The sequence below is a fragment of the Salmonella sp. 741265050_HSA genome, from assembly GCF_046569445.1.
Lineage (GTDB): Bacteria > Pseudomonadota > Gammaproteobacteria > Enterobacterales > Enterobacteriaceae > Salmonella > Salmonella enterica.
This window is the reverse complement of the sequence record NZ_JBKFSV010000018.1, coordinates 29,068-49,298: the sequence shown is the minus strand read 5'-3', so window position 1 is coordinate 49,298 and position 20,231 is coordinate 29,068. Positions and strand designations below refer to the sequence as shown.

Genomic DNA, 20,231 nt, shown 5'->3' with positions numbered 1-20,231 from the left:
TCGTCAGGAGAAAGATTTCCAGCCCCGCGAGGCTGGAAGGCTCTAACTAACAAATGCGCTAGAGGATATGCGCCTGCACATCCGGATCTTTACGATCAAGATAGTGGATCGACTGAATGCGGCGGATGGTGCGTGATTTGCCGCGGATCAGCAGCGTTTCCGTCGTGGCAATATGGCCTTTCCGGCTAATTCCTTCCAGCAGATCGCCTTTCGTGATGCCGGTCGCGGAGAAAATAACGTTATCGCTACGCGCCATATCGCCCAGGCATAACGCCTTGCCCGCTTCAATGCCCATTGCTTTGCAGCGCGCCAGTTCCTGTTCGCCAATGCGGCGGTTTTCTTCGCTGTCGCCTTTCACGTCATGGCGCGCCAGCAGACGCCCCTGCATATCGCCGTCCAGCGCGCGGATCACCGCTGCGGATACCACGCCTTCTGGTGCGCCGCCAATCCCGTACAGCACGTCGACTTCGCTATCCGGCATACAGGTCAGAATTGAGGCCGCGACGTCGCCGTCAGGAATGGCAAACACGCGTACGCCCAGTTTAGCCATCTCTTCGATAACCTCGTCATGACGCGGTTTTGCCAGAATGGTCACGGTCAGATCGCCAAGCGGTTTACCCAGCGCATCCGCGATGTTGCGCAGGTTATCCGCCAGCGGCAGATTGAGATCGATCGCCCCTTTGGCGCCCGGACCGACAATCAGTTTTTCCATATACATATCGGGCGCATTCAGGAAGCAGCCTTTATCGCCGACCGCCAGCACCGCCAGCGCGTTCGCCTGACCCATCGCCGTCATGCGCGTGCCCTCAATCGGATCGACGGCGATATCTACCGCATCGCCGTGGCCGGTACCGACTTTCTCGCCGATATAGAGCATCGGGGCCTCGTCGATTTCGCCTTCGCCAATCACGATGGTGCCGTCAATGTTGACCTGGTTGAGCATGATACGCATGGCGTTGACCGCCGCGCCGTCCGCGGTATTTTTATCGCCGCGTCCCAGCCATTTGTAGCCAGCCAGCGCCGCCGCTTCGGTCACACGGGAAAATTCGATGGCAAGTTCTCGTCTCATAACAAACTCGTAGCAAAAAGGAGTGGCGCGCAGTGTAGCACAGGGGAAGGAGGGAATAATTGATGTGTGTGCGGAGTTGCCCCCGCACAAAGATTTTGCCGGATGGCGACCTTACTTGTCGTGATCTTCCCACGCCATTGCGCGTTTAACCGCTTTCTTCCAGCCGCTATAACGGTAGTTACGCTCGGTGGTTTCAATGCCGGGGCGGAATTCTCGCTCGATGACGGCTTTTTCCTGCAGCTCGTCCAGGTTCTGCCAGTAACCGACGGCCAGACCAGCCAGATAGGCGGCGCCCAGCGCGGTCACTTCGCGCACTTCCGGGCGTTCCACCCGCGTGCCGAGAATATCTGACTGGAACTGCATCAGGAAGTTGTTGGCCACTGCGCCGCCGTCCACACGCAGAGCGTGCAGGCGGATGCCGGAGTCGGCCTGCATCGCTTCCAGTACGTCGCGGGTCTGGTAAGCGATGGATTCGAGCGTCGCGCGGATAATGTGATTAGAGTTCACGCCGCGAGTCAGGCCAAAAATGGCGCCGCGGGCATACGGGTCCCAGTACGGCGCGCCCAGACCGGTGAAGGCCGGAACCACGTAGACACCGTTGGTATCTTTCACTTTCGTGGCGAAATATTCGGAGTCGAACGCGTCGCTGATGAGCTTCATTTCATCACGCAGCCATTGAATGGACGCTCCCGCCATAAACACCGCACCTTCCAGCGCATAGTTGACTTCGCCGCTTGGGCCGCAGGCGATGGTGGTCAGCAGGCCGTTTTCCGATTTTACCGCTTTCTCGCCGGTGTTCATCAGCATAAAGCAGCCGGTGCCGTAGGTATTCTTTGCCATTCCTTCCTTTACGCACAGTTGACCGAATAGCGCGGCCTGCTGATCCCCGGCAATCCCGGCGATAGGAATACGTGTACCGCCTTTACCGCCAATATTGGTCTGGCCGTAGACTTCGGAGGACTTACGTACCTGGGGCAGCATCGCGCGTGGGATATCCAGCACGTCCAGCATCTTATCGTCCCAGTCCAAATCATGGATGTTGAATAGCATGGTTCGTGAGGCGTTGGTGTAATCCGTAACGTGGACGCGGCCCTGCGTCATCTTCCAGATAAGCCAGGTATCCACCGTACCGAACAGCAGCTCGCCACGCTTCGCGCGTTCGCGCGAACCTTCCACATGGTCAAGGATCCATTTCACTTTAGTGCCAGAGAAGTACGGGTCGACGACCAGACCGGTATTGTCGCGGATGTAATCTTCCAGGCCGTCGCGTTTAAGCTGTTCGCAAATATCGGCGGTACGACGGCACTGCCAGACAATAGCGTTGTATATCGGTTTGCCGGTTTCACGTTCCCAGACGATCGCGGTTTCACGTTGGTTGGTGATACCGATAGCGGCAATCTGATCGGAACTGATATCGGCCTTAGCCAGTACTTCTACCAGCGTTGAGCTTTGGGACGCCCAAATTTCCATCGGGTCGTGTTCTACCCAGCCTGGCTTAGGATAAATTTGCTCAAATTCACGCTGTGATACGCTGACGATATTCGCGTCATGATCCATAACGACCGCGCGGGAGCTGGTGGTACCCTGGTCGAGCGCAACGATATATTTTTTTTCAGTCATAATTTTGTCCCGTAATCAGATTACAGCGAAGCATTTTGTTGTGTGGTCGCGGTGGAGTCCTTCTCTTCCACGACGCAGGTATCGCACGGCAAATGACGGCCAATAAATTTGCGATAAGCAAACGCGCCCAGAATGGCGCCGACGATGGGGCCAAACAGCGGCACCAGGAAGTAAGGAATGTCTCTACCGCCGGTAAACGCAATTTCACCCCAGCCGGCAAGCCCGGCGAACATTTTGGGGCCAAAGTCACGCGCCGGATTCATCGCAAACCCGGTCAACGGCCCCATAGAGGCACCGATAACGGCGATCAGTAAACCAATGAGCAGTGGCGCAAGCGGACCGCGAGGTACGCCGTTACCGTCGTCGGTCAGCGCCAGAATCAGCCCCATCAGAATAGCGGTAATCACCATTTCAACCGCGAAGGCCTGCACAAAATTGATATGAGGATTCGGGTAAGTTGAGAAAATGCCTGCGAGATCGAGACTTTCAACGCTGCCACGGACGATATGGTGGGTTTGTTCGAAGTCCACAAAAAGATTGTAATAAAGCCCGTAAACTAACGCCGCTGCGCAAAAGGCGCCGGCAACTTGAGAAATAATAAAAGGAACAACTTTACGTTTGTCGAAACAGGCAAATAGCCAGAGTGCGATGGTCACTGCCGGGTTCAGGTGTGCGCCAGAAACACCTGCCGTCAGGTAGATAGCCATCGCTACTCCCAGACCCCAGATGACGCTGATTTCCCACTGTCCAAAAGTAGCTCCGGCAACTTTAAGCGCAGCGACACAACCCACACCGAAAAAAATCAACAACCCGGTACCGAGGAATTCAGCAATGCACTGGCCTTTTAAGGTTGATGTTTGACTCATAATCGGATCCTGAAGAGTATGTAATGATTATTGGTATGCGAGGAGGTCATGGACATCCACGATGCCCTGTAGGCACACTGTTAATTTATCGTTAACGAGCAAAAACGAGAAATATCGAAATCAAAATGTGTGTACTGCGTCAATAAAATGAGCGTTATCGCGCCATGAGGCGCATTTTGAGACAGCAGAAGAGAGTGAATTGAATCATTTCATTAACCAATATGTTAACACTTTTAAGTTATTGAATGAATGTTACCAGGAGATGGATGAAAATTGCTGCAAACCGCGATCTACGCGGTATGTCGCTGGACAGCGAGAGCGGGGCTTCATACAATCGACACTATATATTGTGCGCGTTTACGTGAAGCGTCGCCTTGCAATTCAGGAGAGGTAAGATCATGTCTTTAGAAGTGTTTGAGAAACTGGAAGCAAAAGTACAGCAGGCGATTGACACCATCACCCTGTTACAGATGGAAATTGAAGAGCTGAAAGAAAAGAACAACAGCCTGACGCAGGAAGTGCAGTCTGCACAGCATCAGCGTGAAGAACTCGAGCGTGAAAATAATTCTCTGAAGGAACAGCAGAGCGGCTGGCAGGAACGTTTGCAGGCGCTGCTTGGTCGTATGGAAGAAGTCTAATCCTCGTCATATTTCACGTTATGGCGGCGTTGGCTGCGTGCGTTCACCCCAGTCACATAGTGGCCTATGCTCCTGGGGATTCACTTACTTGCCGCCTTGCCCTGACGCGAAATCTATAGAGGATTTAGAATGCGGATACCGGTGGGCCGGATAAGGCGTAAGCCGACATCCGGCAATCAGCGACAACGCATAAAAAAGGCGCCTTACGGCGCCTTTTTTGATCACTCGATATCAAGCGGGTCTTCGGAAAGGATAATCCCGGTGTTGTCGGCATAGAGATGATCGCCGGAGAAGAACGTCACGCCGCCGAAATTGACGCGCACATCGCTTTCCCCAATGCCTTCACCTGCGGCGCCAACCGGAATGGCGGCGATCGCCTGAATGCCGATATCCAGCTCTTCCAGATCGTCCACCTGACGCACCGCGCCATAGATAACCAGCCCTTCCCATTCATTTTGCGTGGCCAGACGCGCCAGCTCCGCATCGACTAATGCACGGCGGACAGAACCGCCGCCATCGACCAGCAGAACCCGACCACGGCCATTTTGTTCGAGCAGATCGTACAGCAACCCGTTGTCCTCGAAACATTTTACCGTGATGATTTGTCCGCCAAACGACGACCGCCCTCCAAAATTAGAGAACAGCGGTTCCACGACGTTGACATCTTCCTGATAGATGTCACAAAGCTCGGAAGTATCGTATTTCATAGGCTTAACGTTCAGTTGCTGCGAGAATTTTTAGTATATCGCGCTAAGTATACTGTTGGCAAAATCATCAATTGTTAATTGATATTTGTCAGTTAAACGGCCCACTGACTTAAGAGTATCCCAATCACAAATAACAGGTTGGTTAACAACGCGCCTTTAACGGTACGTTCAAGCATCGGGCGCATTGCCGCAGGCTCCCTTTCGCGCATTACGTAGCGCGCTTGTTTAATGAGCAATGGCGCGGCCAGAATAAACAACCATCCCCACGGACTGTGTAGCGAGAGCAGATTAAACAGCGCCAGACAGAGCAGCGCGCCTAGCAACAGGCAGGCGTGATAACGACGCGCGTTGACATCGCCCAGTCGTACTACAAGGGTGTTTTTGCCGTTCTCTCTGTCGCTATTAATATCGCGCAGGTTATTAATATTCAGCACCGCCGTCGCCAGTAAACCGCAGGCGGTGGCCGGGAGAATCAGCGCCGGAATCAGCGTATGCGCCTGGAGATACCAGCTCCCCATGACACTTAGCCAGCCAAAGAATACCAGGACAGAGATATCACCCAGCCCGATATAACCGTAGGGCCGATTACCCACGGTGTAGGTGATGGCGGCGATAATCGACAGCCCGCCCAAAATCAGGAAGCCTACAAAATCGGTTAACGTATGGCACGCGACCGCCACCAGCGCCAGTCCGGAGATACAGATCAGCACGACGGTAATGATTAACGCCCGCTTCATCTCCTGCCGGGTGATGACGCCTTTTTGCATCCCCCGCAGCGGCCCGATGCGATCCGGTTTATCACTGCCTTTGACAGCGTCGCCGTAATCGTTGGCGAGGTTGGATAAAATTTGCAGCAGCCCGGCGGTGATAAGGGCCAGCAGCGCGACCAGAGGATCGAAATAGCCTTGCCACCATGCCAGGGCCGTACCGACGATAATCGCCGCGAAGGCGAGGGGTAAGGTTTTGGGTCGTAAGCTTTCCAGCCAGGCCTGGGTGCGGCTAATTTGTTGTTGTTCAGTCATATTTAGCGCCAATAAAAATGGGGCTTTTCAGCCCCATCAACAGTGATGAAAATGCATTGGACGCGATTATAAGATAAAACGGCTTAGATCTTCATCTGCGACCAGCGCATCCAGATGTTTGCTCACATATTCCGCATCAATTGTGATGTTTTGGCCGTGCAGATCGCTGGCGTTATAGGAAATTTCTTCCATCAGACGCTCCAGTACGGTATGCAGACGGCGCGCGCCGATGTTTTCGGTGGTTTCGTTAACCTGCCAGGCGGCTTCGGCAATACGTTTAATACCGGAATCGGTGAACTCGATATTGACGCCTTCAGTTGCCATCAGCGCTTTATACTGCACGGTGACGGAGGCGTTTGGCTCGGTCAAAATGCGTTCGAAATCGCTGGTGGTCAGCGCCTGAAGTTCAACGCGAATCGGCAGACGGCCCTGCAGTTCCGGGATCAGATCAGACGGCTTCGCCACCTGGAACGCGCCAGAGGCGATAAACAGAATATGATCCGTTTTGACCATCCCGTGTTTGGTCGAAACCGTGCAGCCTTCTACCAGCGGCAGTAAGTCGCGCTGTACGCCTTCGCGTGAAACATCCGGGCCGGAGGTTTCGCCACGCTTACAAATTTTGTCAATTTCATCGATAAACACGATGCCGTGCTGTTCAACCGCGTCGATAGCGTCCTGTTTCAGCTCTTCCGGGTTGACCAGCTTAGCAGCTTCTTCTTCAACCAACAGTTTCATCGCGTCTTTAATTTTCAGCTTACGCGGTTTCTGTTTCTGACCGCCCAGGTTCTGGAACATAGACTGCAACTGGCTGGTCATCTCTTCCATGCCCGGAGGCGCCATAATCTCTACGCCCATCGGCGCGGCGGCGAGGTTAATCTCGATCTCTTTATCGTCGAGCTGGCCTTCGCGCAGTTTTTTGCGGAACGTTTGACGGGCGGCAGAAGGCTCCTGCTGCTGTTCGGCCTGGCCCCAGTTATTTTTTGCGGGTGGGATCAGTACGTCGAGAATACGCTCTTCCGCCAACTCTTCCGCACGATAGCGGTTTTTCTCGATAGCCTGTACGCGAACCATTTTCACCGCGGCATCGGTCAGATCGCGGATGATAGAGTCCACTTCTTTCCCGACATAGCCCACTTCGGTGAATTTGGTGGCTTCGACTTTAATGAACGGCGCGTTGGCGAGTTTTGCCAGACGACGGGCGATTTCGGTTTTACCGACGCCGGTCGGGCCAATCATCAGAATATTTTTCGGCGTTACTTCGTGGCGCAGCTCTTCATCAAGCTGCATACGACGCCAGCGGTTACGCAATGCAATCGCCACGGAACGCTTTGCGTTATCCTGGCCGATAATGTGTTTGTTCAGTTCGCTGACAATTTCGCGTGGGGTCATTTCAGACATGAGAGGTCCTTACGCTTTGGCGGTCAATTCTTCAATGGTGTGGAAATGGTTGGTGTAAATGCAGATATCGCCTGCAATATCCAACGCCTTTTCAGCAATTTCGCGCGCGCCGAGCTCGGTATTTTCCAACAGAGCGCGAGCGGCAGCCTGGGCATAAGGACCGCCGGAGCCGATAGCAATTAAATCGTTTTCAGGTTGCACGACATCGCCGTTACCCGTGATGATGAGCGAGGCGGTTTCATCCGCGACGGCCAGCAACGCTTCCAGTTTGCGTAGCATACGGTCGGTACGCCAGTCTTTCGCCAGTTCAACGGCGGCTTTGACCAGGTGCCCCTGATGCATTTCCAGTTTACGTTCAAACAGCTCGAACAGCGTGAATGCATCCGCAGTACCGCCCGCAAAGCCCGCAATGACCTTGTCGTTGTAGAGGCGGCGGACTTTCTTCACGTTGCCTTTCATTACTGTGTTACCCAGTGTGGCCTGACCATCACCGGCGATTACCACGTGGCCGTTACGGCGTACGCTTACTATTGTTGTCACGAGCAGACCCCTTGGTTACTAATGCTGAATTGCGGCCCCGTACGGCGTACGGGGCATAATGCAAGTATAGATGGGGGAGATTTTGAGGGTTTCAACCCCCGGTGGCGAGTCGAATGCAGTTTGTATGGCCCGCCATCTTCAGACGGTTAATGGTGCTGTCGGCATTTTCTTTACCTTTCACCGGCCCGATAACCACGCGATTCCAGCCGTTATTGGTGGTAATTTTGGAGTCAAAGCCTTCAAACGCCAGCTGAGCGCGGACGCTTTCTGCCTGCTCGGCGCCTTTGAATGAACCACATTGCACCATCCAGCGACGTTCATCTTTTTTCTCTGCTGTCGCCTTCGGCGCTTCAGGCGCGCGCGTAATTGGCGCGGCTTTCGGCGCTGCCGCGCTGGTATGCGCCGGCGTTTGCAGCAAATCCTGATAAGGTTGCTGCGAGGCCGTCTGCTTCGGCGGCTGACTTTGGCGCGCGGGTTGCGCCGGGGCGGACTGTACCGTGCGTGTTTGCGGCTGCTCGTTTACCCGCGGCTGCGTACGTGGTTGCTGAACAGGCTGCGTTTGAGCCCACTGCTGCTGCTGCTGCGCCTGACGCTGGCGCTGTAGCGTTTGCTGGCGTTGTTCTGGCGTCTGCTCGTTCCACGGCACTTCGTTAAGTTGCGTTGGCTGCTGACGCATATCCGCCTGCATCTGCTCCAGGAGTTGACGCTGTTCGCTGGTGAGCTGATTCGGATTCATGACTTCGCCGCCGGCGGACGGTTCCGTTGGCGTACGCACGCCCGGCTGGCGACTTTCCAGCTCTTTGATGTAACGCCAGCGCTCTTCCGGTTTTGGCGGAAGCCCATTGCCGGTGACTTTCTGGTTTTGTAGCGTTTCGGACTCTTCTTTCTTATGGTGAGTAATGAAGTACAGACCGCCGATAAAGGTCACAAGGACGGCTGCCGCAATCGCGACCATTGCCGGCGAGACGGCAGGCATGTTGCTTTGCTTCTTCCGTGAGTTCCGTGAGGTGCTCTTTTTGCGCCGCGAAGGAGCCGGTTGGCCGCGACGTACATAATCTCGTTGTGCCACTATCGTTTCGCTGTATTTATTCGTTCGTCAGCCCGTCATGTTACTGAAGCGGCGGGCCTTTGACCAGACAGGTGAGTCTTAAAGCTATTTACTTTAGGGTAAAGCGCGCGTAGAACCGCGAATAATCAGCTCGCAATCCATTAAACGCGAGCCGCTGCTCACATTTTGCCCCTGCATCTGATCGAGCAACAGCAGCATCGCTTCGCGACCAATGTCAAAACGCGGCTGCGCCACGGTTGTCAACGGAGGGTCGCAAAACTCGGCCAGCGCGATATTGTCAAAGCCGATAATCGACAGATCGTCAGGCACTTTCAGACCCTGGCGCTTGGCCCAGGAGAGGGCGCCCAGCGCCATTACGTCGCTATGACAAAAGACGGCGGTAGGCGGCAACGGTTGCTCAAGCAACTGCTTTAATGCGTTTGCCCCGGCTTCAAAGGTAAAGTCGCCACGGGCGATGTAATGCGGATCGACCACAATGCCACTGCGCCTTAATGCCTGTACGTAACCTTGTAAGCGATAGTGACAGAGCGGCATATCTTCCGGCCCCGCAATACAACCAATCCGCTTGTGGCCCAAATCCAACAGGTAGTTCATGGCATTGAACGCGGCGGTCAGGTTATCAATATGTACCGTCGGCAGTTCAAGCTCCGGCGCAAACTCATTCGACATCACCATCGGGGGCAAATTGCGCTGCTCCTCAACGCTGGCGTCAAAGGGCAGTCGGGAACTGAGAAGTACCATGCCGTCGATCTGTTTGGTGATGATGAGATTAAGAAAGGTTTTTTCTTTCTGGTTTTGATGGGCGCAATCGCCAATCAGCACCAGATACCCCTGTTCTGCCGCGGTCACTTCGATACCGCGGATAATTTCACTGAAGAAGGGATCGCAAATATCCGGGACAATCACCAAAATCGTACGGGATTCATTGCGTTTTACATTTCGCCCCATCGACTGCGGGAAATAACCCACTTCAAGCGCGGCCTGTTCAACCCGGCTACGGGTCGACTGGGAGACTTTATCGGGGTTCATTAACGCGCGGGATACGGTTGCCGTAGAGACTTTCGCCTTCAACGCAACATCCTTCATCGTAGCGGCAGTAACCTGCTTGTTCGATTTCACTCTTTCTCCTCGCCTGGGAACTGCTGGCGCAGATCTATCCCTGGTAACACTCATCGAAAACATTTTTATCAGATAGTGCGTGGAAGCGGTTACAGAATTTTCATAAAAAGTGTGATGGATCTTTAATTTTACGATCCGCCTCGCATCGTGAGGACTATCCTTCAATCGGATCGACGTCCAGAACCCATTTAACTTTCCGCGCTTCCGGGAGCGTATTGATCAACGCCAGCGTGCCGCTGATGATGTGTTGCAGGCGAATCCGTGAAGGATGCTGAAGTAAAATTTGCCAGCGATAGCGGCCGCCGCGTTTTGGCGCGAGGGCCGGAACCGGACCTAAGATCCACAGCTTATCGTCTGATAGCGGGCTGGCCTGAATCAGATTACGCAATTGCTGGAGAAAGACGGGCGCCTGCTGATTGTTGTGATCCTCTGCGCGAATAATGACGTGGCTGGTCCACGGCGGAAGCTGGAGCGTTTGCCGTTCCGCCAGCGCCTGTTCCGCAAACGCATCATAGCCTTTATACAGTAACGTTTGCAGCAGGGGATGCTCAGGATGGTGCGTTTGGAGCACCACTTCGCCCTGTTTGCCCGCGCGCCCGGCGCGGCCGGAAACCTGAGTGTAGAGCTGGGCAAAGCGTTCCGCCGAACGAAAATCTGCGGAAAAAAGCGCGCCATCGACGTCCAGCAACGCCACCAACGTGACGTCCGGAAAGTGATGGCCTTTCGCCAGCATTTGTGTGCCTATCAGAATGCGCGCTCCGCCGCGGTGAACTTCCGCCAGATGCTGCTCCAGCGCGCCTTTACGACTGGTGGTATCACGGTCGATTCGTGAGATCGGCACGCCGGGGAAGAAGGGCGCCAGCACCTGCTCCAGCTGTTCCGTCCCTAACCCAACCGGTAGCATATGTGTGGAGCCGCAGGAGGGGCACTGACGCGGTACCGGACGCTGGCTGTCGCAGTGATGACAGCGTAAATGATGCTGCGCCTGGTGCAGCGTGTAGTAGTGATCGCAACGCGGGCACTCCGCAATCCAGCCGCAGTCGTGGCAAAGCAGCGCGGGCGCGAATCCCCGGCGGTTAAGAAATAAAATTACCTGATTGTCGGCCTGGAGATGTTGGCGCATACGGGCGATAAGGGCGGGCGCCAGTCCCGCCTGAAGACGCTGGCCTTTTAAATCCAGCACATGCTGCAGGGCTGGGCGGGCGTTGCCTGCGCGCCGCGTCAGACGCAGCATCCGGTATTTTTTCTGCCGCACGTTGCATAGCGTTTCCAGGGCTGGGGTGGCGGAGCCGAGAATAATCGGGATCTGCTCGCTATGGGCGCGATACACAGCCAAATCGCGGGCATGGTAGCGCCACCCTTCCTGCTGTTTATAAGAACTGTCGTGCTCTTCGTCGATGACAATCACGCCAAGATTTTTAAACGGCGTAAACAGCGAGGAACGCGTGCCGATGACAATCGCCGCTTCGCCGTTTTTCGCTTTCAGCCATGCCGAAAGACGCTCGCTGTCGTTTAGCCCGGAATGCAGCACTTCCACCGGCGCGTTAAAACGTTCGCGAAAACGGGCGATCGTTTGCGGCGTCAGGCCGATTTCCGGCACCATCACCAGCGCCTGTTTGCCCTGGGCGAGGACGTTTTCCAGCACGCTCAGATACACTTCGGTCTTGCCGGAACCTGTTACGCCTGCCAGCAACCAGGCGGAGAAACCGTCCGACGCGCTGTGAATCGCGCCGACTGCTGTCGCCTGTTCGGTATTCAGCCGCAGGCGCTCTCCTGCGACGGCATAATGCTCCCGCCAGTCGGTAAACGCGGGCGTTTCACTGGCAAGCTCACAAAGCCCCTTACGCCGCAGCGTTTGCAGCGTGGCGTCAGTAAAATCAAGCTCGGCTACCTGATAGCGCCAGATCTTTCCTTGCCGCAGCGCCGCCAACGCCTGTTGTTGTTTGGCGGAGCGTTTCAGGCTGTTGATGTCGACGGCTTGCCCCTCTTCGGTGGCGAACCAATACCATAGGGGCGCGTTGCTGGCTGGTTTTCCCTGACGCAATAAAACCGGCAGAGCGTGAAACAGAACGTCGCCGAGGGGATGGTGGTAGTAATCCGCCGCCCAGAGGAGTAAGCGCCAGATGGAGGGAGAAAAGATTGGCTCGTTATCCAGGATTTCAATGACCGATTTTAATTCATCGAGCGGCAATTCGCTGTGGTCGCTAACCGAGACGACAATGCCCACGCGCTCTTGCTGCTTGCCGAACGGCACGCGCACGCGGCACCCGGCTTTGGCGACCCCGCCTTCCGGCAGCAGGTAATCAAAGGTTCGGGGAAGCGGAACGGGCAAGGCAACGTGCGCGACGGACATAGCATCTTCCTGACTTGAAATTTCGTCGGGTAGTATACACATTACGATAAGGGAGCGCGGATCAGTTTGCATACGGTGGTCAAATTCTGTATGATTCGCCGCCTTTGGTGCGTGTTGTGAGCATCAAACCCTTTACTATTAACTTCGCGTGGTGTCTGGCGTTAGGGCTGGAAGAGCGACGCGGCCTTACACTGAGGTTCCCCATGAAAAAAGGTATTCACCCGAATTACGTAGAAATTACTGCAACCTGTTCTTGCGGTAATGTTATCAAAACCCACTCTACCGTGGGTCACGACCTGAACCTGGACGTGTGCGGCAAATGCCACCCGTTCTTCACTGGTAAGCAGCGTGTTGTTGATACCGGTGGTCGTGTTGAGCGCTTCAACAAGCGCTTCAGCATCCCTGGCAGCAAATAAGTTACCGCCAGAAAAAAAAGCGCCGCAGGCGCTTTTTTTGTTTTCTAGGGATAACAGTATTTGTTCAGACACATTCTGTGATCCGTAATCGCTTTCATTACGCTTCCTGCCGTGAGTTTTAACGAAGGATTTATAGTCAGTCCCGCGCTTTCCAGCCCCTTCGCTGTCCATTTATTGCAGGTATTGAGTATGCCGTAGCGGCCATTCGCGGCGTAAAACTGGCTATCGCCGTAAATTCCTTGTTTTAACGGAATCAGATTACCCTCTGCGTCACGCGCAAAGCTGCGGCCCAGATAACGCATCAGACTGTTACGCTGGTTTGTGTGCAGGAGCAGTGATTTTATCTCGCTACCGGCGAAATAGCGTTCTGGTTGACCGGAAAAGGCGACGATGTGCATAACCGCGCCGGATGACCAGAACATGGCCTGGAGCGTAAGCGCGGTGGTTATTTCTTGTGACTGATAAAAGCCCTTATCGCCCCAGCCGATTTCATACCACTGCGTCTCCTGAGCGAACCGTTTTTTAAGCTGTGGCAGAACGGTATTAACATCATGGGCTGGCGCAATAATTCCCGTGTGCCAGCCATGACTGACGATATAGATTTCCGTCGGGGAGGGCTGTCCGCCTGTCGTAGGTTTTACGGCTTGTGGAAAGGTTGTGCAGCCATATAGCAGTAAACTTAACCAGGCGATAAAGAGATTTTTCATGACATATCACCAGCAAAGGCGCGGTATGTTGTGGCGTTTGTCTAATGACGCTGCGTTTATCGGGTCGGTGCCGGATTGGTAATTCATTGATATTTTTGCATTCCTCTTCGAGGGTAATAAGGCGAATGTCATAACTACAATACGTTTTAACCATTCAGGCGGAAGTTAGCTTCCGCCTGTTTTACTTTTACTATCTCGCTTTATTTTTTAAACATCTGCTCTGGATCGATAATCAGCGCCCGATAACCCAGCATACCGGCACGGTTACTGTGTACTTTTAGCTCCAGCATCACATCCTGAGTACCGTCTTTGACTTCATCCAGAACGGAAACGATCGGTTTTGTACCGCTCATTCCCGCTGTAGCCGAGTACATAAACATCGTTTTGGTTTCCGGGCGATATTCCGTGACGGAAGTAATGGCGCTGTACCAGTCAAAACCGCGCTCTTTACCATATTCCCACATTTGGGAAACCGTCATATTTTTTTCGTCAATCTGATATTCCACGCCACGGGAATATTTCATTGACGGCATGGCCGGTTGTTCCATGCCGCGCGCATCGCCGTTATCAAAGGCGGTCACGACGGTTTTACCTCCGGTGCTTTTGGATGGCACTAACCAACCGGTATGTTGTGTCCATGTCCAGTCAAATCCACCGTCGCAGTGGTGCGCTTCGCAGGTTAGCGGTTTACCGTTGCTGTCTACGGGTTTCAGCACTTTTTTCGCCAGTTCGCCTTTCCAGCCGGATGGATCGGAAAGTATCCATTTCACTTTTTTATCGCGGCCAATTTTGATGATGGCAGACTGGTGGCGCGAGCTAATGATAATGCTGTCGTCGCGAGGATCGTAGCTGACGGAGTTAACATGCGCCCAGTTGCGGCCCGGGCCGGAACCCGCGATATCGCCGAAGGGTTGTTTTGCAAGCTGCTCTTTGGTCATGACCTGACCGGAATGTTCGGCATCGACGCTCAAACATACCGCTCCCTGATCCATCGCCAGAATAACGTCGTCACGATAGGGGTCGAGGATTTTTGGCAGATCCCAGTAATCGACGGTATCGCCGTTCTGGTCAACTTCAAGAATATGATCACGCACAGTATTGATGGTGTATTTACCATTTAATGGATAATTTTCTTTTGCGACACGCAGCAGGTAGGTGCCTTTCGGCGTTTCGGTAATGGCGTGCGAAAAATCAATAAATCCTTTTGGCAGCCGTTTATCGGAAATAACGCGGCCTAAGAAATCATATTTAAAGTAACGTTGACCCTGGCCAAAAATAAGATTGCCATCGTTAACCTGATGGAAGCTCATCATGGAACCAAAGCGCGTTATATCATCCTGGTTACGGAATTTATCAATATTCATATAGCCGCGAACATCGCCATTCGTATCGCTAATCCAGTTGATACCGGTATAATCCCAGTTCGCCGCGCCGCCTGCGACATGCATAATGTGGCCTGCTCTTGGCATCCCCGTTATATGGTTAAAAAGATATAAGCGTTTTTTAAGCGAGCTATCGACTTTAACCGGTTCTACTGTAGGAAGAACGGCGGTTTGCCCGGTAGTCGAGGGTAATGATACCGGTGCGGCGTAAATGGACCACGTATAAGTTTGTTTTTTACCTTCTTCAGTCCAGTCTACTTTAACTTTATTGACATAATCTGGATACAAGCCAAATACAGGTATGCCGTCATGGGTATTTATAGCCTGCGGGCCGACATCATAACTGATCGGTATACCTTTTTCCCCTTTCCCTAAAACGGTAACCTTCACGTTCTGCACATTATGATTGGCTTTATTAATGATTGCTGTTAATGGGAAAACGCCGCCGTAGGGTGCGACATCGACCATACCTAATGGCCCTTCATGGACTGGAATGACATCTGATGATGCGACCATTGGCCTGTTTGGGTCTAAAACGCCTGAGGCTAAAACGCTGCCGCTCAAACACAGGCAGCATAATACAGGTAAGACTTTCCTTGTAAATAACATATTTATTTCCCCATTCGATATTATCGATAAAATGAATGTATATTAACCTTCTTATTTATCGGAGATGAAAAAACATTTAAAAAAGTAAAACAATCCGCGGAGGGGAATAATGATGTTGGTCACAAATATGAGGTGTCTATGGTCTTTTTAACAATACTTATCGTTATACTATTTGTTCAGTAAATATATGGCGCTGTATTATTATTCATGTACGCTTTGCTACGTGAAACATTAAATAAATATTGGAAGTTTAAATATAATGAAATTATATCGGTTATGGCATGTCGGGAATTTTTTTCAGGAAAATAACGAAGAGAAACTTATCATGTCTGACAAATTTATCCACCGAGGGCTATTCGGGAAGATGAACGGTTAGAAAAATGTCGGAGATAGCCGTGTACAGGGGAATCGTTAAAAAAGCGCGGCCAGAGGCGTTCTGACCGCATGCTTTGCTATCAGTATTCCCACGTTTCCGGGTCAATCCCCATCTCACGCATGATCTCTTTTGCCGCTTCCGGGATTTCATCGCTGCGCTCTTTTCGCAGATCGGCATCATCCGGCAAGGGTTGCCCGGTAAAGGCGTGCAGAAATGCTTCACACAACAGCTCGCTGTTGGTGGCGTGGCGCAGGTTGTTCACCTGACGACGCGTACGTTCATCGGTGAGGATTTTTAACACCTTCAGAGGAATGGAAACCGTAATTTTTTTGACTTGCTCACTCTTCTTACCGTGCTCAGCGTATGGGCTGATATATTCGCCGCTCCATTCAGCCATGAGATACTTAATCCTCTTCGTCATTAATATTGAGGTCTGAACCTGAGCCCGGACCATAATCGCGCGTAGTTTACCGTAGTGGCGCGGCCCTGACACGAAGTTAGCGGTCGCAGATGTGCGCTAATGCATATAATTTTAACGGCTATTTGCGGTTTGCTCAATCTATACGCAAAGAAGTTTAGATGTCCAGATGTATTGACGTCTATTGTGGTAGTGGTTAATCTGTGGCCTGACTTTCACCGACTCAGCCAGGAATATCTTCATATGACGCGTAAACAGGCCACTATCGCAGTGCGTAGCGGATTAAACGACGACGAGCAATACGGCTGCGTTGTGCCGCCAATCCATCTCTCCAGTACCTATAACTTTACCGGTTTCAATGAGCCGCGCGCGCATGATTATTCCCGCCGCGGTAATCCCACGCGTGATGTGGTTCAGCGCGCATTAGCGGAACTGGAAGGCGGCGCGGGCGCGGTATTGACGAATACCGGCATGTCGGCGATTCATCTGGTCACCACCGTTTTCCTCAAGCCGGGCGATCTGCTGGTCGCGCCGCATGATTGCTATGGTGGCAGTTATCGTCTGTTTGACAGTCTGGCGACACGCGGCTGTTATCGTGTGCGGTTTGTCGATCAGGGCGATGAACGCGCCTTACAGGCGGCGCTGGAAGAAAAACCGAAGCTGGTACTGGTAGAAAGTCCAAGTAATCCATTGTTACGCGTGGTGGATATTGCGAAAATCTGTCGGCTGGCGCGCGAGGCGGGCGCAGTGAGCGTCGTTGATAACACGTTTTTAAGCCCGGCGCTGCAAAATCCGCTGGCGTTGGGTGCCGATCTGGTGTTGCATTCATGCACGAAATATCTCAACGGTCATTCGGATGTCGTGGCCGGCGTGGTGATTGCTAAAGATCCGGAAATGGTCACTGAATTGGCGTGGTGGGCGAATAATATTGGCGTCACTGGCGGGGCGTTTGATAGCTATCTGCTGCTGCGTGGCCTGCGTACGCTGTCGCCGCGTATGGAGGTGGCGCAGCGTAATGCGCAAGCGATTGTGGATTACCTGCAAACCCAGCCGCTGGTGAAAAAGCTGTATCATCCGTCGCTGCCGGATAATCAGGGACATGAGATTGCCGCGCGTCAGCAAAAAGGCTTTGGCGCAATGTTGAGTTTTGAACTGGATGGGGATGAGGAGACGCTGCGTCGTTTTCTGGGCGGGCTGTCGTTGTTTACGCTGGCGGAATCTTTAGGGGGAGTGGAAAGTTTGATCTCTCACGCCGCCACCATGACGCATGCCGGTATGTCGCCGCAGGCGCGTGCCGCCGCCGGGATCTCCGAAACGCTACTGCGTATCTCCACCGGTATTGAAGATGGCGAAGATTTAATTGCCGACCTGGAAAATGGCTTCCGGGCTGCAAACAAGGGGTAAACATGAGTGTGATTGCGCAGGCAGGGGCGAAAGGTCGTCAACTGCATAAATTTGGCGGCAGTAGTCTGGCGGATGTGAAGTGTTACCTGCGTGTCGCAGGCATTATGGCGGAGTATTCGCAGTCTGACGATATGATGGTAGTGTCCGCCGCAGGCAGTACCACCAACCAGTTGATTAGCTGGCTCAAGTTAAGCCAGACCGATCGCCTTTCTGCGCATCAGGTATTACAGACGTTACGCCGCTACCAGTGCGATCTGATTAGCGGGCTGCTTCCCGCCGACGCGGCAGATGATTTAACCAGCGCTTTTATCAGCGATCTGGAACGTCTTGCCGCCTTGCTCGACGGCGGCGTAACGGATGCCGTCTATGCTGAGATCGTCGGACACGGCGAAATTTGGTCGGCGAGATTGATGTCCGCCGTCCTGAATCAGCAGGGGCTGGATGCCGCCTGGCTGGACGCGCGCGCATTTTTACGCGCCGAACGCGCCGCACAGCCGCAGGTTGATGAAGGGTTATCTTATCCTTTATTGCAACAGCTACTGGCGCAGCATCCTGGCAAACGTCTGGTCGTGACCGGTTTTATCAGCCGCAATCATGACGGCGAAACGGTCCTGCTGGGCCGCAATGGTTCCGACTATTCCGCCACGCAAATCGGCGCGCTGGCGGGCGTTTCCCGCGTGACCATCTGGAGCGATGTCGCGGGCGTTTATAGCGCCGACCCGCGCAAAGTGAAAGATGCCTGCCTGCTGCCGTTGCTGCGTCTGGACGAAGCCAGCGAGCTGGCGCGTCTGGCGGCACCTGTTCTGCACGCCCGCACGCTACAGCCAGTGTCCGGCAGCGATATCGATTTGCAGTTGCGCTGTAGCTACACGCCGGATCAAGGGTCAACCCGAATTGAACGGGTGCTGGCTTCCGGGACGGGCGCGCGTATCGTGACCAGTCACGATGATATCTGTCTGATTGAGTTTCAGGTGCCCGCCAGCCAGGATTTCAGGCTGGCGCACAAAGAGCTCGACCACATTTTAAAACGGGCGCAGGCGCGTCCGCTGGCGGTGGGCGTGCATCGCGATCGCCAGCTATTACAGTTCTGCTATACCGCCGAGGTAGCGGATAGCGTACTGAAACTCCTCGACGATGTCGGGCTGCCGGGCGAATTGCGCCTGCGGCAGGGGCTGGCGTTGGTGGCGATGGTCGGTGCGGGCGTCACTCGCAATCCGCTACACTGCCATCGCTTCTGGCAGCAGCTTAAAGGTCAGCCAGTGGAGTTTACCTGGCAGTCGGAGGAGGGCATCAGTCTGGTGGCGGTGCTGCGTACCGGCCCGACTGAGAGCCTGATTCAGGGGCTGCATCAGTCGGTTTTCCGCGCCGAAAAACGCATTGGCCTGATGCTGTTCGGTAAGGGGAACATCGGTTCCCGTTGGCTGGAACTGTTTGCCCGTGAGCAAAGCACGCTTTCCGCGCGTACTGGTTTTGAGTTTGTGCTGGCGGGCGTGGTGGATAGCCGCCGTAGCCTGCTGAATTATGAAGGGCTGGATGCCAGCCGCGCGCTGGCATTCTTTGATGATGAAGCCGTTGAGCAGGATGAGGAGTCGCTGTTCCTGTGGATGCGCGCTCATCCGTATGATGATTTAGTGGTGCTGGATGTGACAGCAAGTGAGCAACTGGCCGATCAGTATCTGGATTTCGCCAGCCACGGTTTTCATGTGATTAGCGCTAATAAACTGGCGGGCGCAAGCGCCAGCGATAAGTATCGCCAGATTCATGACGCGTTTGAAAAAACCGGGCGTTACTGGCTGTATAACGCCACCGTGGGCGCGGGATTGCCGATCAACCACACGGTGCGGGATCTGATTGACAGCGGCGATACGATTCTCTCGATCAGCGGGATCTTCTCCGGGACGCTATCCTGGCTGTTCCTGCAATTTGACGGTACGGTGCCGTTTACTGATCTGGTGGATCAGGCCTGGCAGCAGGGGCTGACCGAACCCGATCCGCGCGTCGATCTTTCCGGAAAAGATGTCATGCGTAAGCTGGTGATTCTGGCGCGCGAGGCGGGATACGACATCGAGCCGGATCAGGTGCGTGTAGAATCGTTGGTGCCGGCGCATTGTGAAGAAGGGTCTATCGATCACTTTTTCGAAAACGGCGACGCGCTGAATGAACAGATGGTGCAGCGTCTGGAGGCAGCCCGCGAACTGGGGCTGGTGTTGCGTTACGTGGCGCGTTTCGACGCCAATGGCAAAGCGCGCGTCGGCGTTGAAGCGGTGCGTCCGGAACATCCGCTGGCGGCGTTGCTGCCGTGCGATAATGTCTTTGCTATTGAAAGCCGCTGGTATCGCGATAACCCGTTGGTGATCCGTGGGCCGGGCGCGGGTCGCGATGTGACCGCCGGGGCGATTCAGTCGGATATCAACCGCCTGGCGCAGTTGCTGTAATAAAGGCAAGTTCGTGAGCGAAGCGCCAGGTTGCGCTTCGCTCCCTCATCAATACGTTATGCAGTCATTCTGTAGATACTGAT

Annotated in this window: 17 protein-coding genes; 4 read left to right on the top strand and 13 right to left on the bottom strand. The window is 53.8% G+C overall.

The window, feature by feature from the left end; genetic code table 11:
• Window positions 1-58: 58 nt before the first annotated feature.
• From glpX to ACLD4F_RS19935, 3 genes are all read right to left on the bottom strand, one after another.
• Window positions 59-1,069: a class II fructose-bisphosphatase gene (glpX, locus tag ACLD4F_RS19945; protein ID WP_023232486.1), complete on the bottom strand. Its 1,011-nt coding sequence runs from the start codon at window positions 1,067-1,069 to the stop codon at window positions 59-61.
• Between the two features lie 111 nt (window positions 1,070-1,180).
• The gene (gene glpK, locus ACLD4F_RS19940) at window positions 1,181-2,689 is read right to left on the bottom strand and encodes a glycerol kinase GlpK (protein WP_000136808.1); all 1,509 of its coding nucleotides are present in this window, start codon (window positions 2,687-2,689) and stop codon (window positions 1,181-1,183) included.
• 20 nt (window positions 2,690-2,709) lie between these two features.
• Window positions 2,710-3,555 carry an MIP/aquaporin family protein gene (locus ACLD4F_RS19935; RefSeq protein ID WP_000084285.1) on the bottom strand — a complete coding sequence of 282 codons (846 nt, stop codon included), beginning with the start codon at window positions 3,553-3,555 and terminating at the stop codon, window positions 2,710-2,712.
• Between the two features lie 398 nt (window positions 3,556-3,953).
• On the opposite strand from ACLD4F_RS19935, the gene zapB reads away from it, so the two are divergent.
• On the top strand, window positions 3,954-4,193 hold the full coding sequence (gene zapB / locus ACLD4F_RS19930; RefSeq protein ID WP_000051370.1) for a septal ring assembly protein ZapB: 240 nt from the start codon (window positions 3,954-3,956) through the stop codon (window positions 4,191-4,193).
• A gap of 221 nt (window positions 4,194-4,414) precedes the next feature.
• On the opposite strand, the gene rraA is transcribed toward zapB, so the two are convergent.
• From rraA to priA, 7 genes are all read right to left on the bottom strand, one after another.
• Window positions 4,415-4,900, bottom strand: coding sequence for a ribonuclease E activity regulator RraA (gene rraA, locus ACLD4F_RS19925; RefSeq protein WP_000872918.1), 486 nt, complete (start codon window positions 4,898-4,900; stop codon window positions 4,415-4,417).
• 92 nt (window positions 4,901-4,992) lie between these two features.
• Window positions 4,993-5,922, bottom strand: a complete 930-nt coding sequence (gene menA / locus ACLD4F_RS19920; RefSeq protein ID WP_000139639.1) for a 1,4-dihydroxy-2-naphthoate polyprenyltransferase — start codon at window positions 5,920-5,922, stop codon at window positions 4,993-4,995.
• Window positions 5,923-5,988: 66 nt separating this feature from the next.
• Entirely contained in the window at window positions 5,989-7,320 is a 1,332-nt protein-coding gene (hslU, locus tag ACLD4F_RS19915; protein ID WP_001293360.1) for an HslU--HslV peptidase ATPase subunit, read from the bottom strand.
• A 9-nt stretch (window positions 7,321-7,329) separates the two neighbouring features.
• Window positions 7,330-7,860: an ATP-dependent protease subunit HslV gene (gene hslV / locus ACLD4F_RS19910; RefSeq protein ID WP_000208240.1), complete on the bottom strand. Its 531-nt coding sequence runs from the start codon at window positions 7,858-7,860 to the stop codon at window positions 7,330-7,332.
• Window positions 7,861-7,951: 91 nt separating this feature from the next.
• The gene (gene ftsN / locus ACLD4F_RS19905; protein WP_000068809.1) at window positions 7,952-8,929 is read right to left on the bottom strand and encodes a cell division protein FtsN; all 978 of its coding nucleotides are present in this window, start codon (window positions 8,927-8,929) and stop codon (window positions 7,952-7,954) included.
• A 93-nt stretch (window positions 8,930-9,022) separates the two neighbouring features.
• Window positions 9,023-10,048, bottom strand: a complete 1,026-nt coding sequence (gene cytR, locus ACLD4F_RS19900; protein WP_000841337.1) for a DNA-binding transcriptional regulator CytR — start codon at window positions 10,046-10,048, stop codon at window positions 9,023-9,025.
• Between the two features lie 154 nt (window positions 10,049-10,202).
• The gene (gene priA / locus ACLD4F_RS19895; RefSeq protein WP_000109392.1) at window positions 10,203-12,401 is read right to left on the bottom strand and encodes a primosomal protein N'; all 2,199 of its coding nucleotides are present in this window, start codon (window positions 12,399-12,401) and stop codon (window positions 10,203-10,205) included.
• 203 nt (window positions 12,402-12,604) lie between these two features.
• On the opposite strand from priA, the gene rpmE reads away from it, so the two are divergent.
• Window positions 12,605-12,817, top strand: a complete 213-nt coding sequence (gene rpmE / locus ACLD4F_RS19890) for a 50S ribosomal protein L31 (RefSeq protein ID WP_000715284.1) — start codon at window positions 12,605-12,607, stop codon at window positions 12,815-12,817.
• Between the two features lie 44 nt (window positions 12,818-12,861).
• Here rpmE and ACLD4F_RS19885 read toward each other — a convergent pair whose 3' ends face one another.
• The 3 genes from ACLD4F_RS19885 to metJ all read right to left on the bottom strand — a co-directional run bounded on the left by ACLD4F_RS19885 (window position 12,862) and on the right by metJ (window position 16,288).
• Entirely contained in the window at window positions 12,862-13,524 is a 663-nt protein-coding gene (locus tag ACLD4F_RS19885; protein WP_000792797.1) for a TIGR02117 family protein, read from the bottom strand.
• A 200-nt stretch (window positions 13,525-13,724) separates the two neighbouring features.
• Window positions 13,725-15,515, bottom strand: coding sequence for an aryl-sulfate sulfotransferase (locus tag ACLD4F_RS19880; RefSeq protein ID WP_411011004.1), 1,791 nt, complete (start codon window positions 15,513-15,515; stop codon window positions 13,725-13,727).
• A 455-nt stretch (window positions 15,516-15,970) separates the two neighbouring features.
• Window positions 15,971-16,288, bottom strand: a complete 318-nt coding sequence (gene metJ, locus ACLD4F_RS19875; RefSeq protein WP_000852811.1) for a met regulon transcriptional regulator MetJ — start codon at window positions 16,286-16,288, stop codon at window positions 15,971-15,973.
• 264 nt (window positions 16,289-16,552) lie between these two features.
• On the opposite strand from metJ, the gene metB reads away from it, so the two are divergent.
• The gene (gene metB / locus ACLD4F_RS19870; RefSeq protein ID WP_411011003.1) at window positions 16,553-17,713 is read left to right on the top strand and encodes a cystathionine gamma-synthase; all 1,161 of its coding nucleotides are present in this window, start codon (window positions 16,553-16,555) and stop codon (window positions 17,711-17,713) included.
• A gap of 2 nt (window positions 17,714-17,715) precedes the next feature.
• Window positions 17,716-20,148, top strand: a complete 2,433-nt coding sequence (locus tag ACLD4F_RS19865) for a bifunctional aspartate kinase/homoserine dehydrogenase II (protein ID WP_183060159.1) — start codon at window positions 17,716-17,718, stop codon at window positions 20,146-20,148.
• Window positions 20,149-20,231: the final 83 nt, after the last annotated feature.

What these genes read in the sequence shown, in the direction of transcription:
- priA (WP_000109392.1), bottom strand. Translation starts at nt 12,401, where the DNA reads ATGTCCGTCGCGCACGTTGCCTTGCCCGTTCCGCTTCCCCGAACCTTT.
- rpmE (WP_000715284.1), top strand. Translation starts at nt 12,605, where the DNA reads ATGAAAAAAGGTATTCACCCGAATTACGTAGAAATTACTGCAACCTGT.
- ACLD4F_RS19935 (WP_000084285.1), bottom strand. Translation starts at nt 3,555, where the DNA reads ATGAGTCAAACATCAACCTTAAAAGGCCAGTGCATTGCTGAATTCCTC.
- ACLD4F_RS19885 (WP_000792797.1), bottom strand. Translation starts at nt 13,524, where the DNA reads ATGAAAAATCTCTTTATCGCCTGGTTAAGTTTACTGCTATATGGCTGC.
- glpK (WP_000136808.1), bottom strand. Translation starts at nt 2,689, where the DNA reads ATGACTGAAAAAAAATATATCGTTGCGCTCGACCAGGGTACCACCAGC.
- menA (WP_000139639.1), bottom strand. Translation starts at nt 5,922, where the DNA reads ATGACTGAACAACAACAAATTAGCCGCACCCAGGCCTGGCTGGAAAGC.
- rraA (WP_000872918.1), bottom strand. Translation starts at nt 4,900, where the DNA reads ATGAAATACGATACTTCCGAGCTTTGTGACATCTATCAGGAAGATGTC.
- metJ (WP_000852811.1), bottom strand. Translation starts at nt 16,288, where the DNA reads ATGGCTGAATGGAGCGGCGAATATATCAGCCCATACGCTGAGCACGGT.
- hslU (WP_001293360.1), bottom strand. Translation starts at nt 7,320, where the DNA reads ATGTCTGAAATGACCCCACGCGAAATTGTCAGCGAACTGAACAAACAC.
- ACLD4F_RS19865 (WP_183060159.1), top strand. Translation starts at nt 17,716, where the DNA reads ATGAGTGTGATTGCGCAGGCAGGGGCGAAAGGTCGTCAACTGCATAAA.
- zapB (WP_000051370.1), top strand. Translation starts at nt 3,954, where the DNA reads ATGTCTTTAGAAGTGTTTGAGAAACTGGAAGCAAAAGTACAGCAGGCG.
- glpX (WP_023232486.1), bottom strand. Translation starts at nt 1,069, where the DNA reads ATGAGACGAGAACTTGCCATCGAATTTTCCCGTGTGACCGAAGCGGCG.
- metB (WP_411011003.1), top strand. Translation starts at nt 16,553, where the DNA reads ATGACGCGTAAACAGGCCACTATCGCAGTGCGTAGCGGATTAAACGAC.
- ACLD4F_RS19880 (WP_411011004.1), bottom strand. Translation starts at nt 15,515, where the DNA reads ATGTTATTTACAAGGAAAGTCTTACCTGTATTATGCTGCCTGTGTTTG.